Consider the following 23432-nt stretch of genomic DNA (forward strand, 5'->3'; position numbering starts at 1 on the left):
CGGTGGGCGCGGCGGTCTGGCTAGGCTCTGTCCGGTGGGTCTTTGAGGAGCAGCCCGCGGCGTCTGGTGCCGTGGATCGCAAGGCGGAGGATCGCCCTCGTACTGGGCGTACTCGGGCGACTCCGACAACGCGGCCGGGGGCACCTCCCAGCGTTAGCTGGGGGCGCGGTGCCAGGCGTCGCGGGCCCGATAAGACCCGCCGGACAGGGCCTGAGCGGTGCCGGTCGTCCAACCGGCCTGCGGGGAGGCGAGGAAGGCCGCGGCGGCGGCCACCTCCCTCGGCGCCCCGACCCGGCCCAGGGGATAGGCGTCACCGGTGTGGCGCTCGTGTTCCTCGCTCTGCTCGGCACTCATCGGGACGATGTGCTCGCGCTCGTACGCCGGGGCGCGCACCGCACCCGGGGCGATGGCGTTGACCCGGACGCCGGACGGGCCGAGTTCACCGGCGAGCGCCCGGGTCATCGCGTTGATCGCGCCGCGGGTGGCGGAGTAGGCGGCGGACGGGCGGTCGGTGCCCGTCGAATCCGCCCAGTAGCTGCTGATGTTGACGATGCTGCCGCGTCCGGTGGTGAGTGCCGGAAGCAGCGCCTGGGCGAGCAGGAACGGCACCCGCACATTGAGGTGGAGCATGGTGTCGAAGGTGTCGGCGGAGGTCTGGGCGAGTGGACTGAAGTGCGCCGTCCCCGCGTTGTTGACGAGGGTGTCCACCCGGTCGGTCAGCTCCAGCACCTGCTGTGCGGCGGTGGTCGCGGCGCCGTGGTCGGCCAGGTCGAGGCAGAGTGTGCGCACCGTGGTCCCGTGGCAGGACAGGGTCCGCCGGGCCCGGTCCAGTCCGTCCTGATCGCGGGCGATCAGCACCAGGTCGGCGCCCTCCGTGGCGAACGCGTCGGCGATGGCGTAGCCGAGGCCCTCGCTGCCACCGGTGATCACTGCGGTGGTGCCGACGAGATGGGGCAAGACCGGGTTCCCTTCGGGGGCGGACGGACAGTGCGGAGAGCCGACGGACAGGCGGAGATCGACCCCCGGTAAACGGACGGATCATGTCCGGTTAACTCCCCGCAGCGTAGATATGTGGACAGAGCCTGTCCAATTCTGTCCAGGGTTGCGGACATCCCCGACCGGCCCCGATCGCACCTCCGTACCGCACACTGGTGTGTCATGGAGTTGCAGATCACCGCCACCTCGCCCGAGCACCCGGCATCCCTCCTCGATCTGCCGTGGAACATCCCGCTGGAGGAGTGGCCGGACGAGCACCTGGTGTCGCTGCCCCGTGGTATCTCCCGCCATGTCGTCCGGTTCGTCCGCGCGGGCGGCGAAGTGGTGGCGGTCAAGGAGGTCGGCGAGTGGGCGGCAGTCCGCGAGTACGGGCTGCTGCGGGATCTGGACCGGCTCGCCATCCCCGCGGTGGACGCGCTCGCGGTGGTCACCGGACGCACTGGCGAGGGCGGTCAATCGCTGGAACCGGTGCTGGTCACCCGGCATCTGGTGGGATCGCTGCCGTACCGCTCGATGTTCGAGACGACGATGCGGCCGAGCACCATCAAGCGGTTGCTCGACGCGCTCGCCGTACTCCTGGTGCGGTTGCACCTCGCGGGCTTCGCATGGGGTGACTGCTCGCTGTCCAACACCCTCTTCCGGCGGGACGCCGGCGCGTACGCCGCGTATCTGGTGGACGCCGAGACCGGGCAGATCCAGCCACGGCTGACCACCGGACAGCGGGAGTACGACGTCGAGGTGGCCCGGGTCAACATCGCGGGCGAGCTGATGGACCTGGAGGCCGGCGGTTCACTGCACCCCTCGGTCGACCCGGTGCTCTTCGGTCAGGCCATCGCCGAGCGGTACGCCGAGCTGTGGCACGAGCTGACCCGGCAGTCGGTGTATCCGACGGCTAAGCGCCACTACATCGACCGGCGGGTGCGGCGCCTGAACGACCTGGGTTTCGATGTGGCCGAGATGCAGATCGAGCGCTCGCCGGACGGAGACACGGTCACCTTTGTGCCCAAGGTCGTCGACGCGGGCCACCATCAGCGCCAACTGCTGCGGCTGACCGGTCTGGACGCGGAGGAGAACCAGGCCCGCAGTCTGCTGAACGACCTGGAGACCTGGATGGCCACCCAGGACGACTACGCGCCCGGCGATCCGCTCGGCGCACGGCCGGAAGTACTGGCCCACCGCTGGGTGCGCGATGTCTTCCGGCCGGCCGTACGCGCCGTTCCGCTGGAGCTGCGCGGTGCCACCGACACCGCGCAGCTCTACTACGAGCTCCTGGAACACCGCTGGTTGCTGTCCGAGCGGGCCGGCCGTGACGTGGGCCTGGACGCCACCGTCGAGGACTACACCCGGACCGTGCCGGCCGGACGCCCGCACGGCTGAACCCGCTTGCGCCCCGGGCGCGGTGGGCCGCGAGGTGTCAGTGTCAGGAAGGCGGCGAGGACAGCGTCTCGGAGATGGAGGCGATGACGCGCGGCGCCTCGCTGTTCAGATAGAAGTGGCCGCCGGGGTAGGTGTGCAGCGCGAAATCACCCGAGGTGTGCTCGCTCCAGGCGCGGACTTCCTCGACCGTCGCCTTGGGGTCGCTGGTGCCCACATGGGCCTGGATCGGGGCGGCCAACCGCGGCCCCGATGTGAAGCGGTAGGTCTCCGCGGCCTTGTAGTCGCTGCGGATCGCGGGCAGCACCATCCGCAGGATGTCATCGTCGCCGAGGAGCTGGGAGTCGGTGCCGCTGAGCGACTTCACCTCGGCGATCAGCCCCTCGTCGTCCCGCTGGTGCACCGTCTCGTCGCGGTGGGCGGACGGCGCGCGGCGCCCCGAGGCGAACAGCGTGACCGGTATCACGCCCTTCTGCTCCAGGCGCAGCGCGACCTCGAAGCCGAGCGTCGCCCCCATGCTGTGGCCGAACAGCGCGATGGGCTTGTCCGTCCATGGCAGCAGCTCCGGGACCAGGGCATCGGCCAGATCGCGGATGGAGTCGATGCACTGCTCGTTGCGGCGGTCCTGCCGGCCCGGATACTGGACGGCGAGAACGTCGACCTTCGGGGAGAGCGCCTTGGAGACGGGGAAGAAGTAGGAGGCCGAACCGCCCGCGTGGGGTAAACAGACAAGTCGCGTCGCCGCGTCGGGCGCGGGATGGAACTGCCTGATCCACAGGCTGGTGCCGGTGGGCTGTGCGGTCACCTGACGTCCTTTCGTACCACTGGATCGACCGGCCGCTGATGCGGACCGTCGTATACATACCTGGACCTCGCGCGGAGGCGAGTTTCAGCCTGCCGGGGCCAACGGAGCGCTGACAACCCCTATTTCGGACGTCGCTTTCCGGACACCCCTTCCCTCAAGGGCCGGTCCGCCCCTCGCCCACCAGGGGTTTCGGGATACCGGGGAGCCCACCCGCGCCATCGCGCCGGTCGGGTGCGCCGTGCGCGGCGATGCGCAGCGCCAGCTCCGCCAGCGCACGCGGGGCGCCCGTCTGCCCACGTACGCCTGGAAAGGCGTTGATGTCCACGATCAGCGGGGTGCCTCCACCCGCGTCGATCACATCCACGCCGTACACCTCCAGCGCGAAGACCGCGCCGACCTCGAGCACCGGCTCCAGCCAGCCCCGCGGCAGATCGCCGAGCGGCAGCGGCAGGGTGGGTCCTCGGCCGCCCGGCGCCAGCTCCGAGCGGCGGAGCGCGGCGAACACCGTGCCCGCGATCACCCAGAGCTTGTGGTCCCAGCCGTTGTTCGGGGTGAAGTCCTGGACGACCACGGGTTCATCGGGCCAGGCGGCGGCCAGGGCGCGCAAGCCCGCCGTGTCATCGGCCCGTGCGACCAGATCGTGCCGACGGCTGTGACGGCTCTTGACCACGACCGGACCGCCGAGCGGCTCCGCCGCCATCCCGCCGAGCGTCGCCGCCGTACGGGTGGCGGCGAACGGCAGCCCGGCCCGGCGGGCCAGTTCGGCCATCGCCGTCCGGTCCTGGCAGAGTCCGGTGGCCGCGGCCGAGTTCACCACCGGGGCACCGCGTCGCTCCAGGGCGTGTGCGAGCGCCAGCGCCCGGGGTGTTCTGGCTTTCAGCAGATACACATCGGCGAGGGCGCGGGGGGAAACCGCGTCGGGCGGTGCGATGTCGTCGGTGGCGGGGTCCACGGCCACCATCTCATGGCGGGGTGTCAGCAGGGCCGTGGTGTCGGCGAGAAGCTGATGGCCGGGGTCGGAGGTGATCAGGCCGATACGCATCAGCCGCCGCTCACCGCCGTCACCGCCGCCGCGTGCACCGGTACCGGAGCTCCCACCGGTGGCACGGCCACGGCATTCTGAAGGGGCGGCCGGGTGCCGTCGCCACGCGCCAGCTCCAGCACCGCACGCGCCACCCGCGCCGCCGCGTCCGGCACCTCCCGGAAGCTGGGGAAGTCGTTCACATCGACGATGACCGGGCCGTCCGGCCCCAGCAGCACATCGACCCCGTACAGATCGAGGCCGTAGACCGCCCCGACCTCGGCGGCGAGGGCGGCCACCTCCGCGGGCAGCGCCACCCGCCGCCCGCGTACGCCCTGTTCGGGGCCGAGCGGTGAGGGGCGTTCGGTCCCGTACAGCTCGCCGCCGACGCAGTACACCTTGAGGTCGATGCCGGAATTGGGCACATAGGGCTGGGCGATGAGCACGCCCTCCGCTGCCAGTTCTGGGCTCAGCGCGGCCAGCCGCCGCGGTGAGGCCACCCGTCGCACCGCCCGCCCCGAGCTGCCGTCCGCGGGCTTGACCACCAGCGGATACGCCGACTCCGGTATCTCGGCGAGGGTTTCGGGGCGGGCCGCCGTCCAGGTCGGCGGCACCGGCAGTCCGCGGCTGTGTCCGATGGCCGCCGCCAGAGCCTTGTCCCGCACCCCGCGGATCGAGCGCGCGTCATTGACGGTGGTGAGCCCGACCGCCGCCGCGGCCTCCAACAGGGTCAGACCGGGGCCACCGGAGACGGTCTTGAGCACCCAGGCGTCATGGCTGCCCGCCCGTACCGCGTCCGAGATCCGGGTCAGGGAGGCGCCCGGGCGGATCACATCGACCTGATGCCCCCAGGCGGAGAGCTGATGGATCACCTCACGGGGCATCCCGTCCCGGCGATAGCGCTCCTCCACCAGGAAGCAGAGTCTCATCGGCCTTCTTCCTCACTACCGGACAGTTCTCCCCGGGCTGTTGCCGAGGTGTCGGGCCAGCCAAGGTCCCTCAGGATGTCATCCGTCGTTCCGGGGCGATTTCTTGACCCGTCGATCGCCACTCACCGGCTCTGTTTATCCGAGTAAGTTTCCTTTACTCTGCTGAACCATGATGCTGACGCGCCGGGAGCGCGACATCCTCGCGCTGCTGCGACGGGATCCGCTGGCCGGACCCCAGACCATCGCCGACGCCCTCGGGACCACCCGGGCGGCGGTCAATGTGCATCTGTCCAACCTGGGCAAGAAGGGTGCCATCCTGGGCCGCGGCTACATCCTGCGCCAGGAGAACGCGGTGGTGGTCATCGGCGGCGCCAACGTGGACGTCAAGGTGCGCAGCCTCGCCCCGGTCGCGTACCACACCAGCAACCCCGGCCGGTCCCACACCGGCCCGGGCGGGGTGGCCCGTAACATCGCGGAGAACCTGGCCCGGCTGGGCACCCCCACCCATCTCATCGCCGCCGTCGGCCAGGACGCGGCGGGGGAGCGGCTGCTGAGCGAGACCCAGGCCACCGGGGTGCGGGTGGACCATGTGCACCGCAGCACCCATCCCACCGGCACCTACACGGCGGTGCTGGACGCCGACGGCGATCTGGTGGTGGCCATCGCCGACATGGCCGCCACCGACGGGCTGAGCCCCGAACATCTGCACCGCGCGCGGGAGCTCATCGGCCATGCGAGCATGCTGGTGCTCGACGGCAATCTCTCCCCCCAGGTGCTGGCCTACGCGCTGGACATCGCGTCCGCCACCGGCGTCCAGACCCTGATCGACCCGGTCAGCGTTCCCAAGGCGGCACTGCTCGCCCCGCTGTTCTCCGGTGAGCGCCCGGTGTTCGCCGTCACCCCCAACCTGGCCGAACTCGGCGTCCTCACCGGCCACCCGGTCGGTGGGGACGACCGCGAACTGCTCGCGGCCGTGGCCACCCTCCACGAGCGCGGGGTACAGCAGGTGTGGGTACGGCTCGGGGAGCGCGGCAGTCTGCTCAGTACCCCCGACGCGGGCCACACCTTCCTCGACGCGGTCCCGACCGAGGTGCACGACGTCACCGGCGCCGGCGACGCCATGCTCGGCGCCTTCGTCCACGCCCTGCTCACCGGCGCCGAACCGGTCGAGGCAGCCCGCTTCGGCCACGCCGCGGCCGCGCTGACCGTGGCCTCCACCGCCACCGTACGACCCGACCTGACCCCGCGTCTGATCGAGGACGCGCTGAACGCCCCCCTGCGGAGGACCCCATGACCAGCCCGCACCCCCGGCTCACCCTCGGCGAGGAGGTCCGGGATGCGCTGCGCGACGGCCGCCCCGTGGTCGCGCTGGAGTCCACCATCATCAGCCACGGGATGCCGTATCCGCAGAACGTGGAGATGGCCACCGAAGTCGAAGCGATCATCCGCGCCCAGGGCGCCGTCCCCGCCACCATCGCCGTGCTGCACGGCAGGCCCCGCGTCGGACTGGACCGGGACGACCTCGAACTGCTCGCCACCAGCCCCGAGGTGCGCAAGGTCAGCGTGCGCGACCTGGCCCAGGTGATGGCACGCGGCGGTCACGGCGCCACCACCGTGGCGAGCACGATGCGGCTCGCGTCGCTCGCCGGTATCAAGGTGTTCGTCACCGGTGGCATCGGCGGAGTGCACCGCGGAGCGCAGACCTCCTTCGACATCAGCGCCGACCTCACCGAACTCTCCACCACCCCGGTGGCGGTCATCAGCGCCGGGGTGAAGAGCATCCTCGACATCGGGCTGACCCTGGAGACCCTGGAGACCCTGGGAGTGCCCGTCCTCGGCTACGGCACGGACGACTTCCCCGCCTTCTACTCCCGGGTGAGCGGTTTCCCCTCCCCGCTGCGCGCCGACTCCCCCGAAGAGATCGCCGCCATCATGCGCGCCCAGTGGGACCTGGGCCTGACGGCGGGGCTGTCCATCGCCAACCCGGTGCCCGAGGACGACGAGATCCCGGCCGAGCGGATCGACGGCATCATCGAGCGGGCGCTCGCCGAGATGACGGAAGCGGGTGTCACCGGCAAGGACACCACCCCCTATCTGCTGGGCCGGATCGTCGAGCTGACGAAGGGGGAGAGCCTGGCCACCAATATCGCCCTGGTCAAGAACAACGCGCGGCTCGGAGCCCGGATCGCCATCAGCTACGCGGAGGCGGAGGGCGGGGCGACGGCGACCGCCTCGCGGAACGCGTAGGCAACCCGGCCGCGAGGCCGGGACGTTCCCGGCGGCAGGCTGGGGACGGGGACATTCCGAGTGCGCAGTCCTCATCGTGCCCGTACGCTGCGAACGGGCCGCACGGTACAGGGGGTGCCGTGTCCGTCCCGGGGGGTGCTGCCATGGGTGGGACGGGTGACCAGCCGGGGCCGGCACGCTTCGCCGCCGTCCCGGTCCTCGGCATCGCCGCCGTTCTCGCGGGGGTGTTGACCGCCCTCTCCGGGCGGTACGGCTTTCACCGCGACGAGTTGTACTTCCTCGCCGCCGGCGACCACCCGGACTGGGGGTATGTGGACCAGCCACCGCTGACCCCACTGGTGGCCAGGGCCGCCACCGCCGCCTTCGGGAACGGCCCGGCCGGGCTGCGGGTGCCCGCCACGCTCTGCTGCGCCGTCACCGTCGTGGTGGTCGCCGCGCTGGCCCGGGAGTTCGGCGGGGGGCGTCGCGCGCAGGTGATCGCCGCGGTGACCACGTCGACGTCGGGATATGTGCTGGGGATCGGCCATATGCTCTCCACCTCCACCCTCGACCTGCTCGTGTGGCTGCTGGTCTGCTGGCTGGTGCTGCGGCTGCTGCGCACGGGGGACGGCCGCTGGTGGCTCGCGGTCGGAGCGGCCTCCGGGATCGGCGTGCAGAACAAGTACCTGGTGGTACTGCTGATCGCCGTCGTGGTGGCCGCGCTGCTCGCGGTGGGCCCGCGGCGGGTGCTGCGCGGCGGGTGGCCGGTGGCCGGTGCCGCGGTCGCGCTGGTCCTCGCGCTGCCCCAGCTGTGGTGGCAGGCCCGGCACGGGTGGCCGCAGCTGACCGTCGCGGACGGCATCCGGGCCGACGACGGGGCCGAGAACCGCGCGATGTTCGTCCCGCAGCAGATCCTGTTTCTGTCCCCGATGTTCGTACCGGTCTGGGTGGCGGGCTGGCTACGGCTGTGGCGCGACCCCGCTCTGCGCTGGGCCCGCCCGACGGCGCTGGCGTATCCGCTGCTCTGCGCACTGGTGCTGGTGGCCGGGGGCAGGGGGTACTACGTCATTCCGCTGCTCATCGTGCTCATGGCTGCCGGGTGCGAGCCCGTGGCCGCGTGGACCCGGGCGGGCCGGCGTGCCGTGCGAGGCTGGACCGCGGGGGCGGCGGTGGCGGTGACGGCCGCGGTGAGCGCCGTGATCGGACTGCCGGTGCTGCCGACCGGCGCCCTCGCGGTGGCTCAGGCGGTCAACCCGGAGCAGGGCGAACAGGTGGGCTGGCCCACGCTGGTGAGCGCCGTCCGGGACGGGTGGTCCCTGATCCCCGCCGACCGGCGCGACCATGCGGTGATCTTCGCCCAGAACTACGGTGAAGCGGGAGCGATCGGGCACTACGGCCCGGGGCAGGGCCTGCCCCCGGTCTACTCCGGCCATATGAGCTACGCCGACTGGGGGCCGCCCCGCGACTCCGCCGACGGTCCGGTGCTGCTGGTCCACCAGGACGGAGACCGGCGCATCGCACGGCACTTCACCGGCTGCCGTGAGGTCGCCCGCGTCGACAACCACCATGACCTGGACAACGAGGAGCAGCACGCGGCCGTCGAGCTGTGCTCGGGGACCCGCTCAGCATGGTCGGCCCTGTGGCCCTCGCTGCGCCACTACTACTGACGGCCGGGTGCGTACCGGGGCTGACGCCTGCCCTGTCAGTGGGGTGTTCTACGGTCGAGCCATGACGACGTCCGACGATGTCCGCGAGATCGCTCTGTCGCTGCCCGAGACGACGGAGAAGGTCGCCTGGTCCATGCCCACGTTCCGGGTCGCCGGGAAGATGTTCGCCACGCTTCCCGAGGACGAGACGTCGATGGCCGTCCGATGCCCCAAGGTGGAGCGCGACGAACTCGTGCTCGCGGAGCCGGAGAAGTTCTGGATCGCCGACCACGAGGCCGGATTCGCCTGGGTCCGGGTCCGGCTCGCCGCGCTGGACGACCTCGAGGAGCTGCGGGACATCCTTCTCGACTCCTGGCGCCAGGCCGCCCCCACCAGGCTGCTGGACTGAATCCGGGCACCTGCGCGCCGTCCCTCTCCGCACCGCCCCCGCAATCGCGTCATTCCTCGAAATGTGCCGGTATTCCCGTTCGAGGACGTCACCGACACGGGTGAAAGCAGGACCACTTCCGGGTTATCGGAGTGCTGGATTCCACTGAGCGGGGTTCCCTGGAGAGGGATCGGCAAGGGAGGCCGCATGGTGCACGGCCACAGGACGAGCCGCTCCGCGGAGCGGCGCGGACCCTGCGCGACCGTACTGGTCGTGCTGCTGGCGATGACACTGCTGCACACCCTGCTGTCCCTGGGCGCCTCCCAGGCCCCGCCCCCTGACCTGGGCCATTGCGGTGCGCTCCGCGCCCTGGCACCAGCCGCCGCCGCGCCGCGCGCCGAGGATGAGCCCTCCGAGGCGGCGCGGCCCGCCGCGCTGCCGGCCCGGGACACCGACGGCCACCCCGCCGGTCACACCGGACACGCCGGTCATGCCGGGCGGGCCTGCGCCACCTCGGTCTCCGGTGCCCGCTCGCTGCCGTCCGCGCCCGGCCATGTGGTCATCGCCGCGGCCCGCGGACGACTCGCCGACCACGCCTCCGACACCGGCGCCTTCGACACCGGATCGGAGCCGTCGGCCCTCCAGTTCTCCTCGCGCAGCGTCGTTCTGCGCTGCTGACCGGCTCCGGGCCGTCCGTATCCCGCTCTCCGTGAGTGCCCCGCGGGCCGCGGGGACGGTCCGCCCTGCCGGTCAGCAGTCAGACGTCCGACAGCGCAGGAGTACAGCCATGCCTCTCGATGTCCACGCCGCCATGCGGGCACTGATGCGGGCCGAAGCGGCCCGGTGCCCGTCCGTCCCGACCAACGCCACCCCGCCGCCCCCGCCCGCGATCGACCCGGAGGACCCGATGATGGATCCGCCCGGTCCCACCGGGGATATGCGGCCGGTCACCGCCGCCATGGCGATCCCGGCGAACGTGCCGCGACGGCGTCCGCCGAGGTCGCGCCGGCTCCGGGCCCTGCTGCACGCCCTGCGGCGGATCTGGTCGTTCCCTCTGGTCCGGAGCGGATCGGCCGGGGACCGGTGACACCACCCGTAGGACACCATCGGTGTGCACGGGCCGTTCGCCAAGAGCGGTGCAGGTCGCCCGGGTTCACGGACCGGTGACCTCGGGCGCTCCCGGCCGCGCACACCGAGCCGATGACCGGCCCGCGCGCCCGTCACGGCATCGGCCCGGCTCTTCAAGCCCCGGTCCCTGACGGTCCGTTCGACAGGAGCCTCTCGCGCTGCGCCACGGCCCAGGCGTAGCCGGGAGCCGGCGCCACGGCGCGCTCCCGGCCCGCTGGCGCCTCCGCTCGTCTGCCGGCCAGGTCGGACAACGGGGCCGTCCCGTCCGCCCGTTGGCCGTCATATCCTCCCGTCGGCCGGACGGGTCAGGGGACACCGGCGAGGCGCAGCAGGGCGGTGGTGGCGGCCGCCGCGGCCACCACGGCCATGAACGGAGCCTTCCGCCAGGCGAGAACGGCCCCCGTCAGCACGCCCGCCGGACGGGCCCAGCCCGCGAAGCCGTGTCCTTGGGTCAGGGCGGCGGTGGCCAGCAGCGCGACAAGGAGCACCGCCGCCCCGATGGAGAGCAGCCGCTGCGCCTCGGCGGACGGCTGGAACCGGCCGTGCAGCAGGGGACCGGCCAGCCGGAAGCCGTACGTTCCCACGGCCAGCAGCAGAAGAGCCATCAGAGTCATGACGCCCTCCCGGCGGCGAGCAGCCCGGTGAGGGCGAGCAGCACCGGTAGCCCCGGGGGCAGGAAAGGCGTGGCGGCCAGCGCCAGGGCGGCTCCGGTGAGCGCGGCACGGCGGGTGCGGAGGTCCCGCAGGGCGGGGAGGGTGAGGGCGAGCAGTACGGCCGGATAGGCGGCGTCCAGCCCCAGCGCGTCGGTGTCGCCCAGCGCGTTCCCGGCGAGGGACCCGGCCAGCACACCGACGTTCCAGGTGGCGAAGAGAGCGAGGCCGGAGAGCCAGAAGGCGGCCCGACGGCGGGCCGGATCGCGCTGGGCGAGGGCGAAGGCCGCGGTTTCGTCGGTGATCAGATGAGCCCCGAGCAGACGGGCGGCCCGGCCGGACCCCAGCGAGTCGGCAAGCGCCAGACTGAACGGCACGGTGCGGGTGTTGAGCAGCAGTCCGGTGGCCGCGGCGGCGAGCGGACTGCCACCCGTCAGCAGCATGCCGACCGCGCTGAACTGGGCCGCGCCCGCGAAGACGATGAGCGACATGGCCACGGGCAGCCACGCGGGCATGCCTCCGGCGACCGCGATGGCGCCGAAGGAGACGCCGATGACGCCGTCGGCGAGACAGACCAGGGCTACATCGCGCAGCAGACGGGGATCGCCTGTTCGGCAAAGTGAACGCATGTTTTCTACAATGGACACATGGGAAGCTGTTCGTCAAGGCGAACGATCGTACTTCTGGAGCGAACGATGACTGATGGTGCCCCCGCCCCCCGCGTGCCGCTGGACCGGATCGCCGCGTCGCTGCGCCACGAGCGCACCCGGACCGGGATCTCCCTCTCCGAGCTGGCCAAGCGCGCCGGGATCGCGAAGTCCACGCTGTCCCAGCTCGAGTCGGGTACCGGCAACCCCAGCGTGGAGACACTGTGGGCGCTGAGCGTGGCGCTCGATGTGCCATTCAGTGCCCTGGTCGACCCGCCGCGCCCCGCGGTCCAGCTGATCCGCGCGGGCGAGGGCCCCTCCGTGCCCTCGGAGCGCGCGGACTACAACGCCACCTTGCTGTCCTCGAGTCCGCCGGGCGCACGGCGGGATGTGTACTTCCTGCGGGTGGAGCCCGGGCCCGCGCGGGAGTCCGACCCCCATATGCCGGGCACCGTCGAGCATCTGATCGTGGGGACCGGACGGGTGCTGGCCGGGCCGGGCGATGAGCCGGTCGAGCTCGCGGCCGGGGACTATCTGTCGTACCCGGGCGATGTGCCGCACATCTGCCAGGCGCTGGAGCCGGGCACCACCTGCGTCATGATCATGCAGCACCTGTGAGTCTCAGCCGCCGGTGCGGTGGCGAGCCCGTGGCGGTCTCGCGGTCGCTCAGCCGGGGAACTCGTCCTCGATCAGCTCCAGATCGGGCGGTACCAGCGTCGTCGACTCCACCAGCCCCTTGAGGAGGTTGTGCAGCAGGGTGTGATCGCTCGGACCGGCGGACTCCCGGTCCCGCACCACCGGATAGGGGAAGTCGCCGCCCTTGGACAGCCGGTGGCGCACGGCCTCGACCTTGTGCTCGATCCGGCGCTTGGACCACTTCGCGGCCGGGCGCAGACAGGCGAGTTCGGCGGCCGCCTCCCGGTAGGACAGCGGCCGCGGGCCCGCCTCGTACAGCAGATAGCGCTGGCCCAGGACCACCAGGACCAGCCGCTCGTCCTCCTCGAGATGCCAACGTCTGGGCGGCACTGTGATGGCGGCGTGACGGGGCACCAGCCCGTCGTCCTCGTGGTCGGTCACATACAACTCGACCAGGTGTTCCCGGGGCCCCGAGCCCTTCACGAACAGCGGGGTGTATCCGGCGGCCAGCGGGATCGGGTCGGTACTGGTGTGCATCATCTGGCCGCGGGGCAGCCGCAGCAACTGCTGTCCGGTGTTCCGCAGCCACCACTGGCGGTCGTGGTAGCTGAGTTCGCCGTGGCGCCGGCTCACCCGGAGGTCGTCCTCGCCGACGCGCAGATCAATCTCCGGCTCACCGCCGCGCCCGAACCGGATGGTCGCGCCGGGCCGCGGCGCCACCGCGAGCCCACCGGTGAGCGAACGCGCGTGCAGGGTGCCGGGCCGGGAGGGAGTGACGCCGTAGGCGAGGCTCCGGGGGTGGTTCATCCTGGCTCTCCTTGGCGGTCGGATCAGTGGCGGCGTCAGGCCGAACGCAGCGCCGCGGCGGCCGAGCGGGCGAGCTTTCCGGCTGTGGTGCACAGCTCGTCCTTGGAGGAGTCCCCGGCCACCACCAGATGGAGCATCTCGACCGCCTTCCGGCCGTCCTGGTCCGCGTACGAGCGGTACACCACCCGGGCCAGACAGGTCCCCTCGCCGTCCCCCTCCGGTTCGACGAAGGCGTGGTAGCCACTGAACAGTGCCGGGGTGCCGTCCTCCCCGTCCAGCGGCTGGCCGCGGTCGAACTTCAGGTCCACCGAGAGGTCCCGGGTGCTGCTGGACCAGTCGCAGTCCCACCCCGCGTATCCGACGTCCGGGTCGTCCGCGTTGATACCGGGGACGACCTCCAGCGCGGCGGGGTCCAGCAGCTCACAGGCGTGCTTCCGCGCGAGCGAGGTGGCGGGGAGCGGCGGTGAACGGCGTGCGATCACCCCCCGATTGAGCGTCTTCACCGCGGTGTCGGTGGCCGCGTCGGCGATGTCGCACAGCGGGGCCCGGCCCGACTCGACCTGCTTCGCGGTCACCTTGACGAAGGCGTCGTCCTCGCCGGAGATCACCAGGTTCCGTTCACACGCCTCGCCGTCGGCCCCATCCTTGATGATCCCGACCTTCCCCACGGTCTTCGCCGGTCCGGTCAGCTCCGGCGGCGGTCCGTGGTTGAAGTCCACGTTCATGTCCACGACGCCGTTGCCGTCCGGGGTTACCAGGACGTCACAGCGGTCGAAGTTGCCGTAGTCCCGGTCGAGTTCGGTGTCCCCGAAACGGCGCAGCGCCGAGGGGTCGGTCAGGGCGCACGGATCGGCCGTGGGAGGGTCGCCGAAAACGGACCCCGCATCCTTGGCCGACACGTTCTTCGACGACGAGGAGGGCGGTGAGGAGCGGTTCTCGTCCGCCTGACCGCCCGAGGTGAAGGGGCTGAACGGGGTGAAGGGCAGGACGACGGCGAGGACCACCGTGGCCGCCCCGGCCCCGATCAGCCGGATGTGGCGCCGGACGAGCCGCGTCGGCCGGCCGCCGTGCCACGACTCCTCCCGCGGTTCGTCGTGGTCGTCCCCGTCGTCGTGTGCACCGGCCCGGCCGGTGGCCGGGAGGGTGGTGACGGCGCGGAGGTCGGCCAGGTTCGGCAGGGTGTCGGTGTCCCCGGCGGCCTCCTCGAGCAGGGCGCGGACCTCGGCCGCGCCGGGCCGGAGTGCCGGGTCGGTGCGCAGCATCGCGGGGAGTACCGCGCGCAACGGGCCGAGTTCGCCGTCCAGTTCAGGGGTTTCGACGCCGTCGCCCGAGGGCTCCCGCATCGCCACGGTGCTGTCGGCTTCGCCGCGAGGAGCCTTGCCGCCGCTTCCGGGAGTGCTTCCGGTGACCAGTGCGTACACCGTGGCGCCGAGGGAGAACACATCGGACGCCGGTTCGGGTTCGCCCCGGACGACCTCGGGCGCGGCATAGGCCGGGGTATAGCCGATGGCGGTATTGGGGGTGATGGAATGCCGGTTGCCGAGCCGGTAGGCGGTGCCGAAGTCGGTCAGCTTGGCCGACCCGCCCTCGGTGACCACGATGTTCCCCGGCTTGATGTCGCAGTGCACGATGCCCTCGCCATGCAGGGCGGCGAGGGCATCCGCGATCTGCGCGCCGACGCGAGCGGCGAGCTCCGGTGGCACCGGCGGCCACCTGTCCAGGCTGCCGCCGCGTACGTACTCCAGCACCAGCCACGAGGTGGAGCGGTTGCGCCTGCCCACGCGGACCGCGTCGTACAGGGTGACGACATGCGGATGGCTGAACCGCGCCAGCGCGCGGGCCTCGGCCCGCAACCGGTCGAAGGCGAGGGCGCTGCCGTCCTCCAGCGCGGTGCGCTTCAGGACCACCCGGCGGCCCAACTCCTTGTCGTACGCGGGCCAGACCTCGCCCATGCCCCCGCGCATGGGCTGCTTCTCGAGCCGGTACCGCCCACCGACTTCCTCCCCTGAGCGCACCGTGACTCCCCTCACCCATAGCCGGATCTCCGCTGCGGACAGCGCGCGGATCGAACCTACTGGGTGAGGGAAGCGGGGGTCCTGCGCTTACGTACGGTGCAACGCTGATTCACACTCCGCTCACATCGTCACCATGTGTGCGGAGATTATGAGCAGAGCGCGATGGAGGTCCGTGCCTTCCATCATGCCCACGACAGACTCAGCCGAAGCCCGGCAGATGCGCGAACGCTCCCGGGCGGCGGGCGGCCGGCCGCAGCAGGTGGATCGTGGAGCGCACCACCTGTTCCTTGACGCGGGCTGCCATGCCACCGCGTAGCACCACGTCGCGCGGGGAGTCATCGGCGCGGACGGCCTGGATCAGACCGCCGGGGCGGCCGAGGCTCCATCGGCCGTGGCAGGCGGCCCGGACCACCGCGTCGGAGCCGAGGTCCTCGGGGCGCGCCACCGTGCGGCTCTCCTCGATCCGGACGCCGATGCCGGTCAGTGTCGCCCGTGCGTGCGCACGGCCCTTCGGGGACAGCCCGGGGCCGATCGCCCCTCCGGTGACCAGCCGGACGCGCCACTCACGCTGTGTTTCGGCGACCTCGGCGGCCGGTTCGAGCCCGGTCAGCCCGCCACCGACCACCGACAGTTCGCCGGGACCGTCGAGCAGGCGCTTGTGCGGCTCGGCGGCGGTCTCGGGGGTGAAGGCCCGCTCACCGGGGTCGGCGGTGCGGCTGCCGAGCGCGTACACCAGCCGGTCGTACGGCAGTTCGCGGCCGTTGTCCATGGCGACCCGGCGGGCGGTGGGGTCGATCCGCGTGGCGCCCCGCGCCCCTCGCCGCCGGGCCGAAGCCCCGGGGGAGACCCTGGGCGAAGCGGGCCACCCTCTCGTTCCATCGAGCCCGGGCCTTTGTCGGGCGTGTCACGAGGCGTGCCTCGGCGGGCGGTTCGCGCACCTGCTCACCCAGCCACGACCGCAGGGCCGTCACCCGCTCGTCCCCGGACGGCAGGGCGGTCATCAGGGTGTAGGCGCTGCCGCCCGGCACAAAGCCGAACGGGCGACCGCCGGGCCCACCCGCGGTGTCGGCACCACGTCCGTACCTGGCCTTCGCGGAAACCGCCGCCGCCCTCGCCGCGCCGGACGTGGCGGAACAGTGCGCGCGCTACGCGGCGGCGCGCGGCGCGGGGAGGGACCTGCCGGCCTGGCGTGCCACCGACGCCGCACCGCTCGCCCTGGTCCATGCCGCCCGCGCGGCGACCCCAGGCCGTCCTGTCGTCGCGGGCAGCGCCGAGCGCCCCGCGCGGATACGGGACCTGGCGGCGGCCGGAGCGGAAGCGTTCACGGTCGGCTCGGCGGCCGTGGCCGGGGCCTTCGCCCCGCGCCTGGGAACCCTGCGCGGGCGGCTCGGCGCGATCATGGCGGACGCGGCGCACCCGGACGGCGGGGCATAGACGGCGATCACCCGTAAAATAGTGATATGGGCAGCGGCAACGAAGGCCCTGAAGACTTCGGGCCAGACCCACTGGGCGATTTCCTCGCACGCTTCCTCGGGACCGGGCCGGCCGGGCAGCGGTCCGACTCCCGCCATGTCGACTTCGGCCGTCTGATGAGCGAAACGGCACGGAATCTCGTCTCCTCCGCTGCGTCGTACGCCGCCGAGCACGGCAGTACCGACCTGGACACCGAGCATCTGCTGCGGGCGGCACTCCTCGCCGAACCCACCCGCACGATGGTCAGCCGCGCCGGGGCCGACCCCGACCGGCTCGCGGAGCAGATCGACCGGGAGGCGGGGGAGGGGCCGCCGCGCAACTCGGTGGCCGTCACCCCCGCGGTCAAGCGGGCCCTGCTCGACGCCCATGAAATAGCCCGCTCCCGGGGCTCCTCGTACATCGGCCCCGAGCATGTGCTGATCGCGCTGGCCGCCAACCGGGACTCCACGGCGGGCCAGATCCTCAACGCCGCCCGCTTCGAACCCCGGCCCAGCCCCCAGGGCGGTCTCGCGGCGGGAGCCGGCCCGGTGGACCAGCGGCCCGTGATGGACCGCCGGAACACCCCCAGTCTGGACCGTTTCGGCCGCGATCTGACCGAGCTGGCCCGCGAGGGCCGCATCGACCCGGTGATCGGCCGCGACGAGGAGATCGAGCAGAGCATCGAGGTGCTCGCCCGCCGGGGCAAGAACAACCCGGTGCTCATCGGCGAGGCCGGGGTCGGCAAGACCGCCGTCGTCGAAGGACTGGCCCAGCGGATCGCCGACGCCGATGTGCCGGACATCCTGCTCGGCCGCCGGGTCATCCAGCTCGACTTCGCGGGCATCGTGGCGGGCACCCGCTTCCGCGGTGACTTCGAACAGCGGCTCACCGGCATCATCGACGAGATCCGCGACAACTCCGACGATTTGATCATCTTCATCGACGAGCTGCACACCGTCGTCGGCGCCGGAGGAGGCTCCGAAGGCGGCTCGATGGACGCCAGCAACCTCCTCAAGCCCGCACTCGCCCGCGGGGAACTCCATGTCATGGGGGCGAGCACCCTCCAGGAGTACCGCCAGTACATCGAGAAGGACGCCGCACTCGCCCGCCGCTTCCAGCCCATCATGGTCCCCGAGCCCACCACCACGGCCGCCGTGTCCATCCTGCACGGGCTGCGCGACCGCTACGAGGCCCACCACCAGGTCCGCTACACCGACGAGGCGCTGTTCGCGGCCGTCGAACTCGCCGACCGCTATCTCACCGACCGCTTCCTGCCCGACAAGGCCATCGACCTGATGGACCAGGCCGGAGCCCGGGTCCGGCTGCGCTCCAGCGCCCGGGGCACCGATCTGCGCGCCCTGGAGCGCGAGGTCGAACAGCTCACCCGGGACAAGGACCAGGCCGTGGCCTCCGAGCAGTACGAGCGCGCCACCTCGCTGCGCGACCGGATCGCCGATCTGGGCGCCCGGATCACCGAAGGGTCGGGCACCCAGTTCCACGGCACCCGGGTGTCCGAGGTCACCGTCGAGGACGTGGCCGACATCGTCTCCCGGCAGACCGGGATCCCCGTCAGCAGCCTCACCCAGGAGGAGCGGGACCGGCTGCTCGGCCTCGAGGAACACCTCCACCAGCGGGTCATCGGCCAGGAGGAGGCCGTCTCGGCCGTGTCCGACGCCGTACTGCGCTCCCGCGCCGGTCTCTCCGACCCCGACCGCCCCAGCGGCAGTTTCCTCTTCCTCGGCCCCACCGGCGTCGGCAAGACCGAACTCGCCCGCGCCCTGGCCGAGGCGCTCTTCGGCAGCGAGGACCGGATGATCCGCCTCGATATGAGCGAGTACCAGGAGAAGCACACCATCAGCCGTCTCATCGGCGCCCCGCCCGGCTATGTGGGCCACGAAGAGGCCGGGCAGCTGACCGAAGCGGTGCGCCGGCAGCCCTATTCACTGGTGCTCCTGGACGAGGTGGAGAAGGCCCACCCGGACGTGTTCAACATCCTGCTCCAGGTCCTCGACGACGGCAGGCTCACCGACGCGCAGGGCCGCACCATCGACTTCAAGAACACCGTCATCGTGATGACCAGCAACCTCGGCTCCGAGGCCATCATCGGACGCGGCGCCGTCCTCGGCTTCGGCGGCGGGGACGAGGAGGCCGACGAGGAGGCCCGCAAGGAACGGGTGCTGCGGCCGCTGCGCGAACACTTCCGGCCGGAGTTCCTGAACCGCGTGGACGAAACCGTCATCTTCCGCCGTCTCGCCGATGAACAGCTGCGCCAGATCACCGATGTGCTGCTGGAGGAGACCCGGCGCCGACTGCGCGCCCAGGACGTCCCCGTCGACTTCACCCCGGCCGCCGTCGAATGGCTCGCCCAGCGCGGACACCAGCCGGAGTACGGCGCCCGGCCGCTGCGCCGCACCATCCAGCGCGAGGTGGACAACCCGCTCTCCCGGATGCTGCTCGGCGGCACCCTGCGTCCGCACCGGCGGGTCGAAGTGGACGTGGAAGACGGAAGGCTGGCGTTCCACACGGGGAACAGCTGAGGCCCGTCGGGTGGGCGCCGGCCCCGGTACCCACCTTTTTGTGGGTACTTGGCAGTGGCCGGTAACCCGACGAAGCTGATGGAAGGCGGTGGAAAGGCCACCGCCCAGGACGGAGGGACGGTGCGTCAGGGCGCCGGTGGGGACTGCGCCAGCCGTGCCAGACGACGGTGTCCCCAATCGGCAACGGGGCCCAGGGCCTCGGAGAGTTCGCGGCCGAACGCGGTCAGGGAGTACACGGTCTTCAGCGGCAGCACATCATGCACCTCCCGGTGCACCAGTCCGTCCGCCGCCATCTCACGCAGCGCCTGAGTCAGCACCTTCTCGCTGAGGCCGGGCAACTGCCGACGCAGTTCACCGGGGCGATGCGGACCGGACTCCAGCAGCCAGAGCAGAGCGGTCTTCCACTTGCCGTCGATCACGGCGATCGCGGCGGTCACTCCGCAGACATTCGGGTCCTGGGCACGACTGCGCGTCATCTTCGTCCTTGCCATTGCCGTTCGTTTGCCATGCATCACTGTGTACAGGGGAGTTGGGTCATGTCCATCCAGTCCGAACAGTCTGCCGTCACCGTGCTCGGTCTCGGCCCGATGGGCCGGGCCCTGGCCGGTGCGTTCCTCGACGCGGGGCTGCGCACCACGATCTGGAACCGGACGCCGGGCAGGGACCGGGCACTGGTCGGGCGAGGGGCGAGGAGTGCGCCCTCGGCGGAGGAGGCGGTGGCTGCAAGCGGTCTGATCGTGGTGTGCGTGGTGAATTACGACGCCTCGGACGCCATTCTGCGGCGTACGGCGGTCACCGACGCACTCAAGGGACGCACCGTGGTGAACCTGACCGCTGACACCCCGCACCGGGCCCGGGACACGGCGGACTGGGCGGCCGGGCACGGCATCCGCTACCTGGACGGTGCGATCATGACGCCGACCCCCACCATCGGAACGTCCGAAGCGGTGTTCATCCACAGTGGCCCGCAGAGCGTCTACCAGGAGCACCGACCGGTGCTGGAAGCGCTGGGCGGCACCCACACCCATCTCGGCCAGGAGATCGGCCGGGCCGCGGCGTACGACATCGCGTTGCTCGACATCTTCTGGACGGCGATGGCGGGCTATGTGCACGCCCTCGCGGTGGCACGGGCGGAGGGTGTCACCGCACGCGAGTTGGCTCCCTTCGCCCAGGGGATCGGGGCGATCCTCCCGCCGATCTTCGAAGAGGCGGCGAAGGACGTGGAAAGCGGCACCTTCTCCGGTGAGGGCAATCCCCTCACCTCAGCGGTGTCGTCCATGGCCCACATCATCCACACCTCCGAGGCCCATGGCATCGACTCGGGGGTGATGCGGGCGGCCGAGGGCATGGCCCGCCGCGCCATCGGACTGGGCCATGGCGCCGATGGGTTCAGCCGCGTCGCCGAGATGCTGGGCCGCAACTGAGGGCCCCGCAACTGAGGCCCGCTACTGAAGGCTTGCTCACTGAGGGGCCGCCGCCCGCGCGCGGCGGCCCCGAACGGCGGGGATATCAGCGGCCCATGGCGAGCCCGTCCTTCTTGCCGCCACGGCTGAGCACCGCCTCCTGGATGGTGCTCAGCGCGCTGCTCCAGCCACCGTTGCCGGGGCTCTTCTCCAGTGCGCGGGGCAGGTTCACCAAGGAGATCGGATCGTTGTCCACGGCGTGCGGGATGTACTCCGCCTTCCTCACCCGCCACGCCTTGCCCTCGGCGGCGGGAGGAGAGAAGGTGAAGCGGGCCGCCGAGCCCATCTGACCGCGCTCGTCGCCCATGACGCCTGCGATCTGGTCACCCATGCCGTACACCACCCAGGTGCCGTTGACCTTCTCGTACGCCTGCGGGATATGGGCGTGGGTGCCGATGATGAGGTCGATGTCACGGCGGCCGCGGTCGGCGGACGCGGTGAGCTTCTTGGCAAGGGAGAGCTGGAGCTCGTCCGGTGCCTGCTGCCACTCGGTGCCCCAGTGCACACTCACCACGACGACATCGGCTCCGGCCCGCCGGGCGGCCCGCGCGTCCTTGATGATCCGCTTCGGGTTGATGACATTGACCAGCCACGGCTTGCCCTCGGGCACCGGAATGCCATTGGTGCCGTAGGTGTAGGCGAGTTGCGCCACCTTGGCGCCACCGGCCTCCAACAGGGCGGGCCGGGTGCTCTCGGCGGCGGAGCGCGCCGAACCGGCGTGCTTGAGCCCGGCGTGGTCCATCGCGTCCAGGGTGCGGACCACGCCGTCCGTTCCGGCGTCCAGCGTGTGGTTGGAGGCGGTGGAGCAGGAGTCGTAGCCGAGTTTCTTGACGGCTTGGGCGAGTTGGGGCGGGGTCTTGAAGGTGGGGTAGCCGGTGAACGGACCCTCGTCGGCGCCGTAGACCGTCTCCATGTGGCAGATCGCCAGATCGGCCTGGGCGACGGTGGGCGCCGCCGCGGCAATCATGCGCCGGAAGTCATAGCCGTTGCCGCCCGCGTCCGCCCGCGCCTGACGGATGACCGAGTCATGGACGAGGAGGTCACCGGTGGCCACCAGGGTGAAGTCCTTGGTGGGCTTTCCCTTGAGCGCGGCGGCCGTCTTGGAGGGCTTCTCCTCGGCGTCCGGGCCGGCGGAAGTCCCGCCGCTGCAAGCGCTGACGGTTCCGATCAGTGCGGCGGCGAGGATCGCCGTCCGATGGCGTCTGTGAGGGGACACGGTTCACTCCTCACCCGTATGGGGCAATATCAGTAGGATTGTCATATTTATATGCACGGAATGAGGGATCCTTGCGGAGCGGTGCGGAGCTTCACCGGATCGGCGGACCAGATGCACCCGAGCCGACCACAGGCGCGCGAGGACGTCCGGCGGTCGCGTGGCTGTCCCGGCCACCTGTGAAGGTCGGGTGAACTCCCCTTACTTCACGGCAGGTTGATGGTGCTGGGGTCGCTGAGCTGAGAGGATGGCGGCGCTACGCCACTTCAGGGGGAGGAGGCACCGTGCAGGCCGGTCAGCCCAGCATCACCGCCCGTGCGGCGGCCGCTTTGCGCGCGGCTCACCAGGAGCTGGAAGGGGGCCGGGTGTTCCAGGACCCGCTGGCGCTCCGCATCCTCGGTGCCGACACCGACGATCCGGTGGTGGCGGTGGCATTCCGGCCCGAGGGGGAGCGGAGCCGACTGACCGTGGCCGCCCGCGCCCGCTTCGCCGAGGACGCGGTCGCGGCGGCCGTGGAGCGCGGGGTGCGGCAGTGTGTGGTGCTGGGGGCGGGGCTGGACACCTTCGGCTGCCGCAATCCGCACACATCGGCCGGTCTGCGGGTGTTCGAGGTGGACCATCCCGCGACCCAGGAGTGGAAACGGCACCGGCTGGCCGAGTCCGGGATCGCCGTACCGCCGTCCCTGACCTTCGCACCGGTCGACTTCGAGCGGTCGGGCCCGGCCGAGGGGCTGGGCGCGGCGGGATTCGACGCGGGCCGTCCGGCGTTCTTCGTCTGGCTGGGCGTGGTGCCGTATCTGACCCGCGCCGCCGTCTTCGACACACTCGGCTTCATCGCGGGGCTGCCCGCCGGGTCCGGAGTGGTGTTCGACTACGGAGAGCCATCGGGATCCCTGCCGCCGGAGCAGCGCGCCGTACGCGAGGCGCGTGCGGCGTGGGTGGCCGAGGCCGGTGAGCCGTTCCTGAGCCACTTCACCCCGGAGGAGCTGGTGTCCGCTCTCCACGGCCTGCGCTTCTCGGCGATCGAGGACATCGGCTACGGCGATCTCGCAGCCCGCTACACGGGCGGGGCGGACGCGGATACGGCCGAGGTGTCCTCGGATATGGGGGCCCGTGTGGTGCACACCTGGCGGTCCGCGATCCGGTGAGGTGCTAGCGCCCGCCTTCAAAGGGGCCGCCCTGCTCCCGACGCCTGGCACGGCGCCCCCAGCTACCGCTGGGAGGTGCCCCCGGCCGCGTTGTCGGAGTCGCCCGAGTACGCCCAGTACGAGGACGATCCTCCGCCTTGCGAGCTACCGCACCAGACGCCGCTCGCGCCCGGACGCCCCCTTTGAAGGCGGACCCTAGCTCCGCTCAAGCCGCGCCCCGCACGATGAGGGGGTGTTCCCACTGACGGGTCGTGGCCCGGTGCCCGAGATGTATGTCGGATGTGTCCCTGAGGTCGGACAGCTGATGGCGTGGATCGAGCAGATCGTCCATCAGGCGCTCATCAGACGCGG

Annotated in this window: 23 protein-coding genes; 12 read left to right on the top strand and 11 right to left on the bottom strand. The window is 71.6% G+C overall.

Annotated elements, in window-relative coordinates; all coding sequences use genetic code 11:
* Positions 1–153 precede the first annotated feature (153 nt).
* Positions 154–957, bottom strand: a complete 804-nt coding sequence (locus JK363_RS13140) for an SDR family NAD(P)-dependent oxidoreductase (protein WP_201875008.1) — start codon at positions 955–957, stop codon at positions 154–156.
* Between the two features lie 201 nt (positions 958–1158).
* On the opposite strand from JK363_RS13140, the gene JK363_RS13145 reads away from it, so the two are divergent.
* A complete protein-coding gene (locus JK363_RS13145) occupies positions 1159–2373 on the top strand; it encodes a DUF4032 domain-containing protein (protein WP_201875009.1) in 1215 nt (404 codons plus the stop codon).
* Between the two features lie 43 nt (positions 2374–2416).
* Here JK363_RS13145 and JK363_RS13150 read toward each other — a convergent pair whose 3' ends face one another.
* The 3 genes from JK363_RS13150 to JK363_RS13160 form a co-directional block, all read right to left on the bottom strand.
* Complete coding sequence (locus JK363_RS13150) at positions 2417–3175, bottom strand: thioesterase II family protein (RefSeq protein WP_201875010.1); 759 nt, start codon at positions 3173–3175, stop codon at positions 2417–2419.
* Positions 3176–3329: 154 nt separating this feature from the next.
* Entirely contained in the window at positions 3330–4217 is an 888-nt protein-coding gene (locus JK363_RS13155) for an ATP-grasp domain-containing protein (RefSeq protein ID WP_236075717.1), read from the bottom strand.
* Positions 4217–5125 (bottom strand): ATP-grasp domain-containing protein, encoded by a 909-nt coding sequence (locus JK363_RS13160; protein ID WP_201875011.1) that lies wholly within the window; start codon positions 5123–5125, stop codon positions 4217–4219. Before JK363_RS13160 ends, JK363_RS13155 begins: the two co-directional genes overlap by 1 nt.
* A 169-nt stretch (positions 5126–5294) precedes the next feature.
* Between JK363_RS13160 and JK363_RS13165 the strand changes: the two genes are divergently transcribed.
* The 6 genes from JK363_RS13165 (at position 5295) to JK363_RS13190 (ending at position 10472) form a co-directional block, all read left to right on the top strand.
* On the top strand, positions 5295–6419 hold the full coding sequence (locus tag JK363_RS13165; RefSeq protein ID WP_201875012.1) for a carbohydrate kinase: 1125 nt from the start codon (positions 5295–5297) through the stop codon (positions 6417–6419).
* Positions 6416–7372, top strand: coding sequence for a pseudouridine-5'-phosphate glycosidase (locus JK363_RS13170; RefSeq protein WP_201875013.1), 957 nt, complete (start codon positions 6416–6418; stop codon positions 7370–7372). Before JK363_RS13165 ends, JK363_RS13170 begins: the two co-directional genes overlap by 4 nt.
* Before the next feature lie 143 nt (positions 7373–7515).
* Positions 7516–9018, top strand: a complete 1503-nt coding sequence (locus JK363_RS13175) for an ArnT family glycosyltransferase (RefSeq protein WP_201875014.1) — start codon at positions 7516–7518, stop codon at positions 9016–9018.
* 61 nt (positions 9019–9079) lie between these two features.
* Positions 9080–9406: an MmcQ/YjbR family DNA-binding protein gene (locus JK363_RS13180; RefSeq protein ID WP_201875015.1), complete on the top strand. Its 327-nt coding sequence runs from the start codon at positions 9080–9082 to the stop codon at positions 9404–9406.
* Between the two features lie 186 nt (positions 9407–9592).
* Entirely contained in the window at positions 9593–10063 is a 471-nt protein-coding gene (locus tag JK363_RS13185) for a hypothetical protein (protein ID WP_201875016.1), read from the top strand.
* A gap of 109 nt (positions 10064–10172) precedes the next feature.
* On the top strand, positions 10173–10472 hold the full coding sequence (locus JK363_RS13190; RefSeq protein ID WP_201875017.1) for a hypothetical protein: 300 nt from the start codon (positions 10173–10175) through the stop codon (positions 10470–10472).
* Between the two features lie 346 nt (positions 10473–10818).
* Here JK363_RS13190 and JK363_RS13195 read toward each other — a convergent pair whose 3' ends face one another.
* Both JK363_RS13195 and JK363_RS13200 read right to left on the bottom strand, forming a co-directional pair.
* Positions 10819–11127, bottom strand: coding sequence for an AzlD domain-containing protein (locus JK363_RS13195; protein ID WP_201875018.1), 309 nt, complete (start codon positions 11125–11127; stop codon positions 10819–10821).
* Positions 11124–11792: an AzlC family ABC transporter permease gene (locus tag JK363_RS13200; RefSeq protein ID WP_201875019.1), complete on the bottom strand. Its 669-nt coding sequence runs from the start codon at positions 11790–11792 to the stop codon at positions 11124–11126. Before JK363_RS13200 ends, JK363_RS13195 begins: the two co-directional genes overlap by 4 nt.
* A 66-nt stretch (positions 11793–11858) precedes the next feature.
* Here JK363_RS13200 and JK363_RS13205 point away from each other — a divergent pair, with 66 nt between their 5' ends.
* Positions 11859–12428 carry a helix-turn-helix domain-containing protein gene (locus JK363_RS13205; RefSeq protein WP_201875020.1) on the top strand — a complete coding sequence of 190 codons (570 nt, stop codon included), beginning with the start codon at positions 11859–11861 and terminating at the stop codon, positions 12426–12428.
* Positions 12429–12476: 48 nt separating this feature from the next.
* Here the strand turns inward: JK363_RS13205 and JK363_RS13210 are convergent, their stop codons facing one another.
* From JK363_RS13210 to JK363_RS13220, 3 genes are all read right to left on the bottom strand, one after another.
* Complete coding sequence (locus tag JK363_RS13210; protein WP_201875021.1) at positions 12477–13253, bottom strand: FHA domain-containing protein; 777 nt, start codon at positions 13251–13253, stop codon at positions 12477–12479.
* 35 nt (positions 13254–13288) lie between these two features.
* Entirely contained in the window at positions 13289–15217 is a 1929-nt protein-coding gene (locus JK363_RS13215) for a serine/threonine-protein kinase (RefSeq protein WP_215910850.1), read from the bottom strand.
* A gap of 250 nt (positions 15218–15467) precedes the next feature.
* Positions 15468–16064 carry an FAD-dependent oxidoreductase gene (locus JK363_RS13220; protein ID WP_372444747.1) on the bottom strand — a complete coding sequence of 199 codons (597 nt, stop codon included), beginning with the start codon at positions 16062–16064 and terminating at the stop codon, positions 15468–15470.
* A gap of 266 nt (positions 16065–16330) precedes the next feature.
* Between JK363_RS13220 and JK363_RS13225 the strand changes: the two genes are divergently transcribed.
* Entirely contained in the window at positions 16331–16702 is a 372-nt protein-coding gene (locus JK363_RS13225) for a hypothetical protein (RefSeq protein ID WP_201875024.1), read from the top strand.
* Positions 16703–16728: 26 nt separating this feature from the next.
* The gene (locus tag JK363_RS13230) at positions 16729–19257 is read left to right on the top strand and encodes an ATP-dependent Clp protease ATP-binding subunit (RefSeq protein ID WP_201875025.1); all 2529 of its coding nucleotides are present in this window, start codon (positions 16729–16731) and stop codon (positions 19255–19257) included.
* Positions 19258–19382: 125 nt separating this feature from the next.
* Here the strand turns inward: JK363_RS13230 and JK363_RS13235 are convergent, their stop codons facing one another.
* A complete protein-coding gene (locus JK363_RS13235) occupies positions 19383–19733 on the bottom strand; it encodes a winged helix-turn-helix transcriptional regulator (protein ID WP_201875026.1) in 351 nt (116 codons plus the stop codon).
* A 60-nt stretch (positions 19734–19793) separates the two neighbouring features.
* On the opposite strand from JK363_RS13235, the gene JK363_RS13240 reads away from it, so the two are divergent.
* Positions 19794–20681: an NAD(P)-dependent oxidoreductase gene (locus JK363_RS13240; RefSeq protein WP_201875027.1), complete on the top strand. Its 888-nt coding sequence runs from the start codon at positions 19794–19796 to the stop codon at positions 20679–20681.
* Between the two features lie 85 nt (positions 20682–20766).
* On the opposite strand, the gene JK363_RS13245 is transcribed toward JK363_RS13240, so the two are convergent.
* Complete coding sequence (locus JK363_RS13245) at positions 20767–21936, bottom strand: CapA family protein (RefSeq protein ID WP_201875028.1); 1170 nt, start codon at positions 21934–21936, stop codon at positions 20767–20769.
* A gap of 281 nt (positions 21937–22217) precedes the next feature.
* On the opposite strand from JK363_RS13245, the gene JK363_RS13250 reads away from it, so the two are divergent.
* A complete protein-coding gene (locus JK363_RS13250; protein ID WP_201875029.1) occupies positions 22218–23081 on the top strand; it encodes a class I SAM-dependent methyltransferase in 864 nt (287 codons plus the stop codon).
* Positions 23082–23432: the final 351 nt, after the last annotated feature.

This window comes from Streptomyces coffeae, assembly GCF_016741875.1.
GTDB lineage: Bacteria > Actinomycetota > Actinomycetes > Streptomycetales > Streptomycetaceae > Streptomyces > Streptomyces coffeae.

Excerpts from the sequence above, each read along its gene's own strand:
- JK363_RS13145 (WP_201875009.1), top strand. The coding sequence starts at position 1,159 with ATGGAGTTGCAGATCACCGCCACCTCGCCCGAGCACCCGGCATCCCTC.
- JK363_RS13155 (WP_236075717.1), bottom strand. The coding sequence starts at position 4,217 with ATGCGTATCGGCCTGATCACCTCCGACCCCGGCCATCAGCTTCTCGCC.
- JK363_RS13160 (WP_201875011.1), bottom strand. The coding sequence starts at position 5,125 with ATGAGACTCTGCTTCCTGGTGGAGGAGCGCTATCGCCGGGACGGGATG.
- JK363_RS13165 (WP_201875012.1), top strand. The coding sequence starts at position 5,295 with ATGATGCTGACGCGCCGGGAGCGCGACATCCTCGCGCTGCTGCGACGG.
- JK363_RS13170 (WP_201875013.1), top strand. The coding sequence starts at position 6,416 with ATGACCAGCCCGCACCCCCGGCTCACCCTCGGCGAGGAGGTCCGGGAT.
- JK363_RS13175 (WP_201875014.1), top strand. The coding sequence starts at position 7,516 with ATGGGTGGGACGGGTGACCAGCCGGGGCCGGCACGCTTCGCCGCCGTC.
- JK363_RS13180 (WP_201875015.1), top strand. The coding sequence starts at position 9,080 with ATGACGACGTCCGACGATGTCCGCGAGATCGCTCTGTCGCTGCCCGAG.
- JK363_RS13185 (WP_201875016.1), top strand. The coding sequence starts at position 9,593 with ATGGTGCACGGCCACAGGACGAGCCGCTCCGCGGAGCGGCGCGGACCC.
- JK363_RS13190 (WP_201875017.1), top strand. The coding sequence starts at position 10,173 with ATGCCTCTCGATGTCCACGCCGCCATGCGGGCACTGATGCGGGCCGAA.
- JK363_RS13195 (WP_201875018.1), bottom strand. The coding sequence starts at position 11,127 with ATGACTCTGATGGCTCTTCTGCTGCTGGCCGTGGGAACGTACGGCTTC.
- JK363_RS13200 (WP_201875019.1), bottom strand. The coding sequence starts at position 11,792 with ATGCGTTCACTTTGCCGAACAGGCGATCCCCGTCTGCTGCGCGATGTA.
- JK363_RS13205 (WP_201875020.1), top strand. The coding sequence starts at position 11,859 with ATGACTGATGGTGCCCCCGCCCCCCGCGTGCCGCTGGACCGGATCGCC.
- JK363_RS13210 (WP_201875021.1), bottom strand. The coding sequence starts at position 13,253 with ATGAACCACCCCCGGAGCCTCGCCTACGGCGTCACTCCCTCCCGGCCC.
- JK363_RS13215 (WP_215910850.1), bottom strand. The coding sequence starts at position 15,217 with ATGCGCGGGGGCATGGGCGAGGTCTGGCCCGCGTACGACAAGGAGTTG.
- JK363_RS13230 (WP_201875025.1), top strand. The coding sequence starts at position 16,729 with ATGGGCAGCGGCAACGAAGGCCCTGAAGACTTCGGGCCAGACCCACTG.
- JK363_RS13235 (WP_201875026.1), bottom strand. The coding sequence starts at position 19,733 with ATGACGCGCAGTCGTGCCCAGGACCCGAATGTCTGCGGAGTGACCGCC.
- JK363_RS13240 (WP_201875027.1), top strand. The coding sequence starts at position 19,794 with ATGTCCATCCAGTCCGAACAGTCTGCCGTCACCGTGCTCGGTCTCGGC.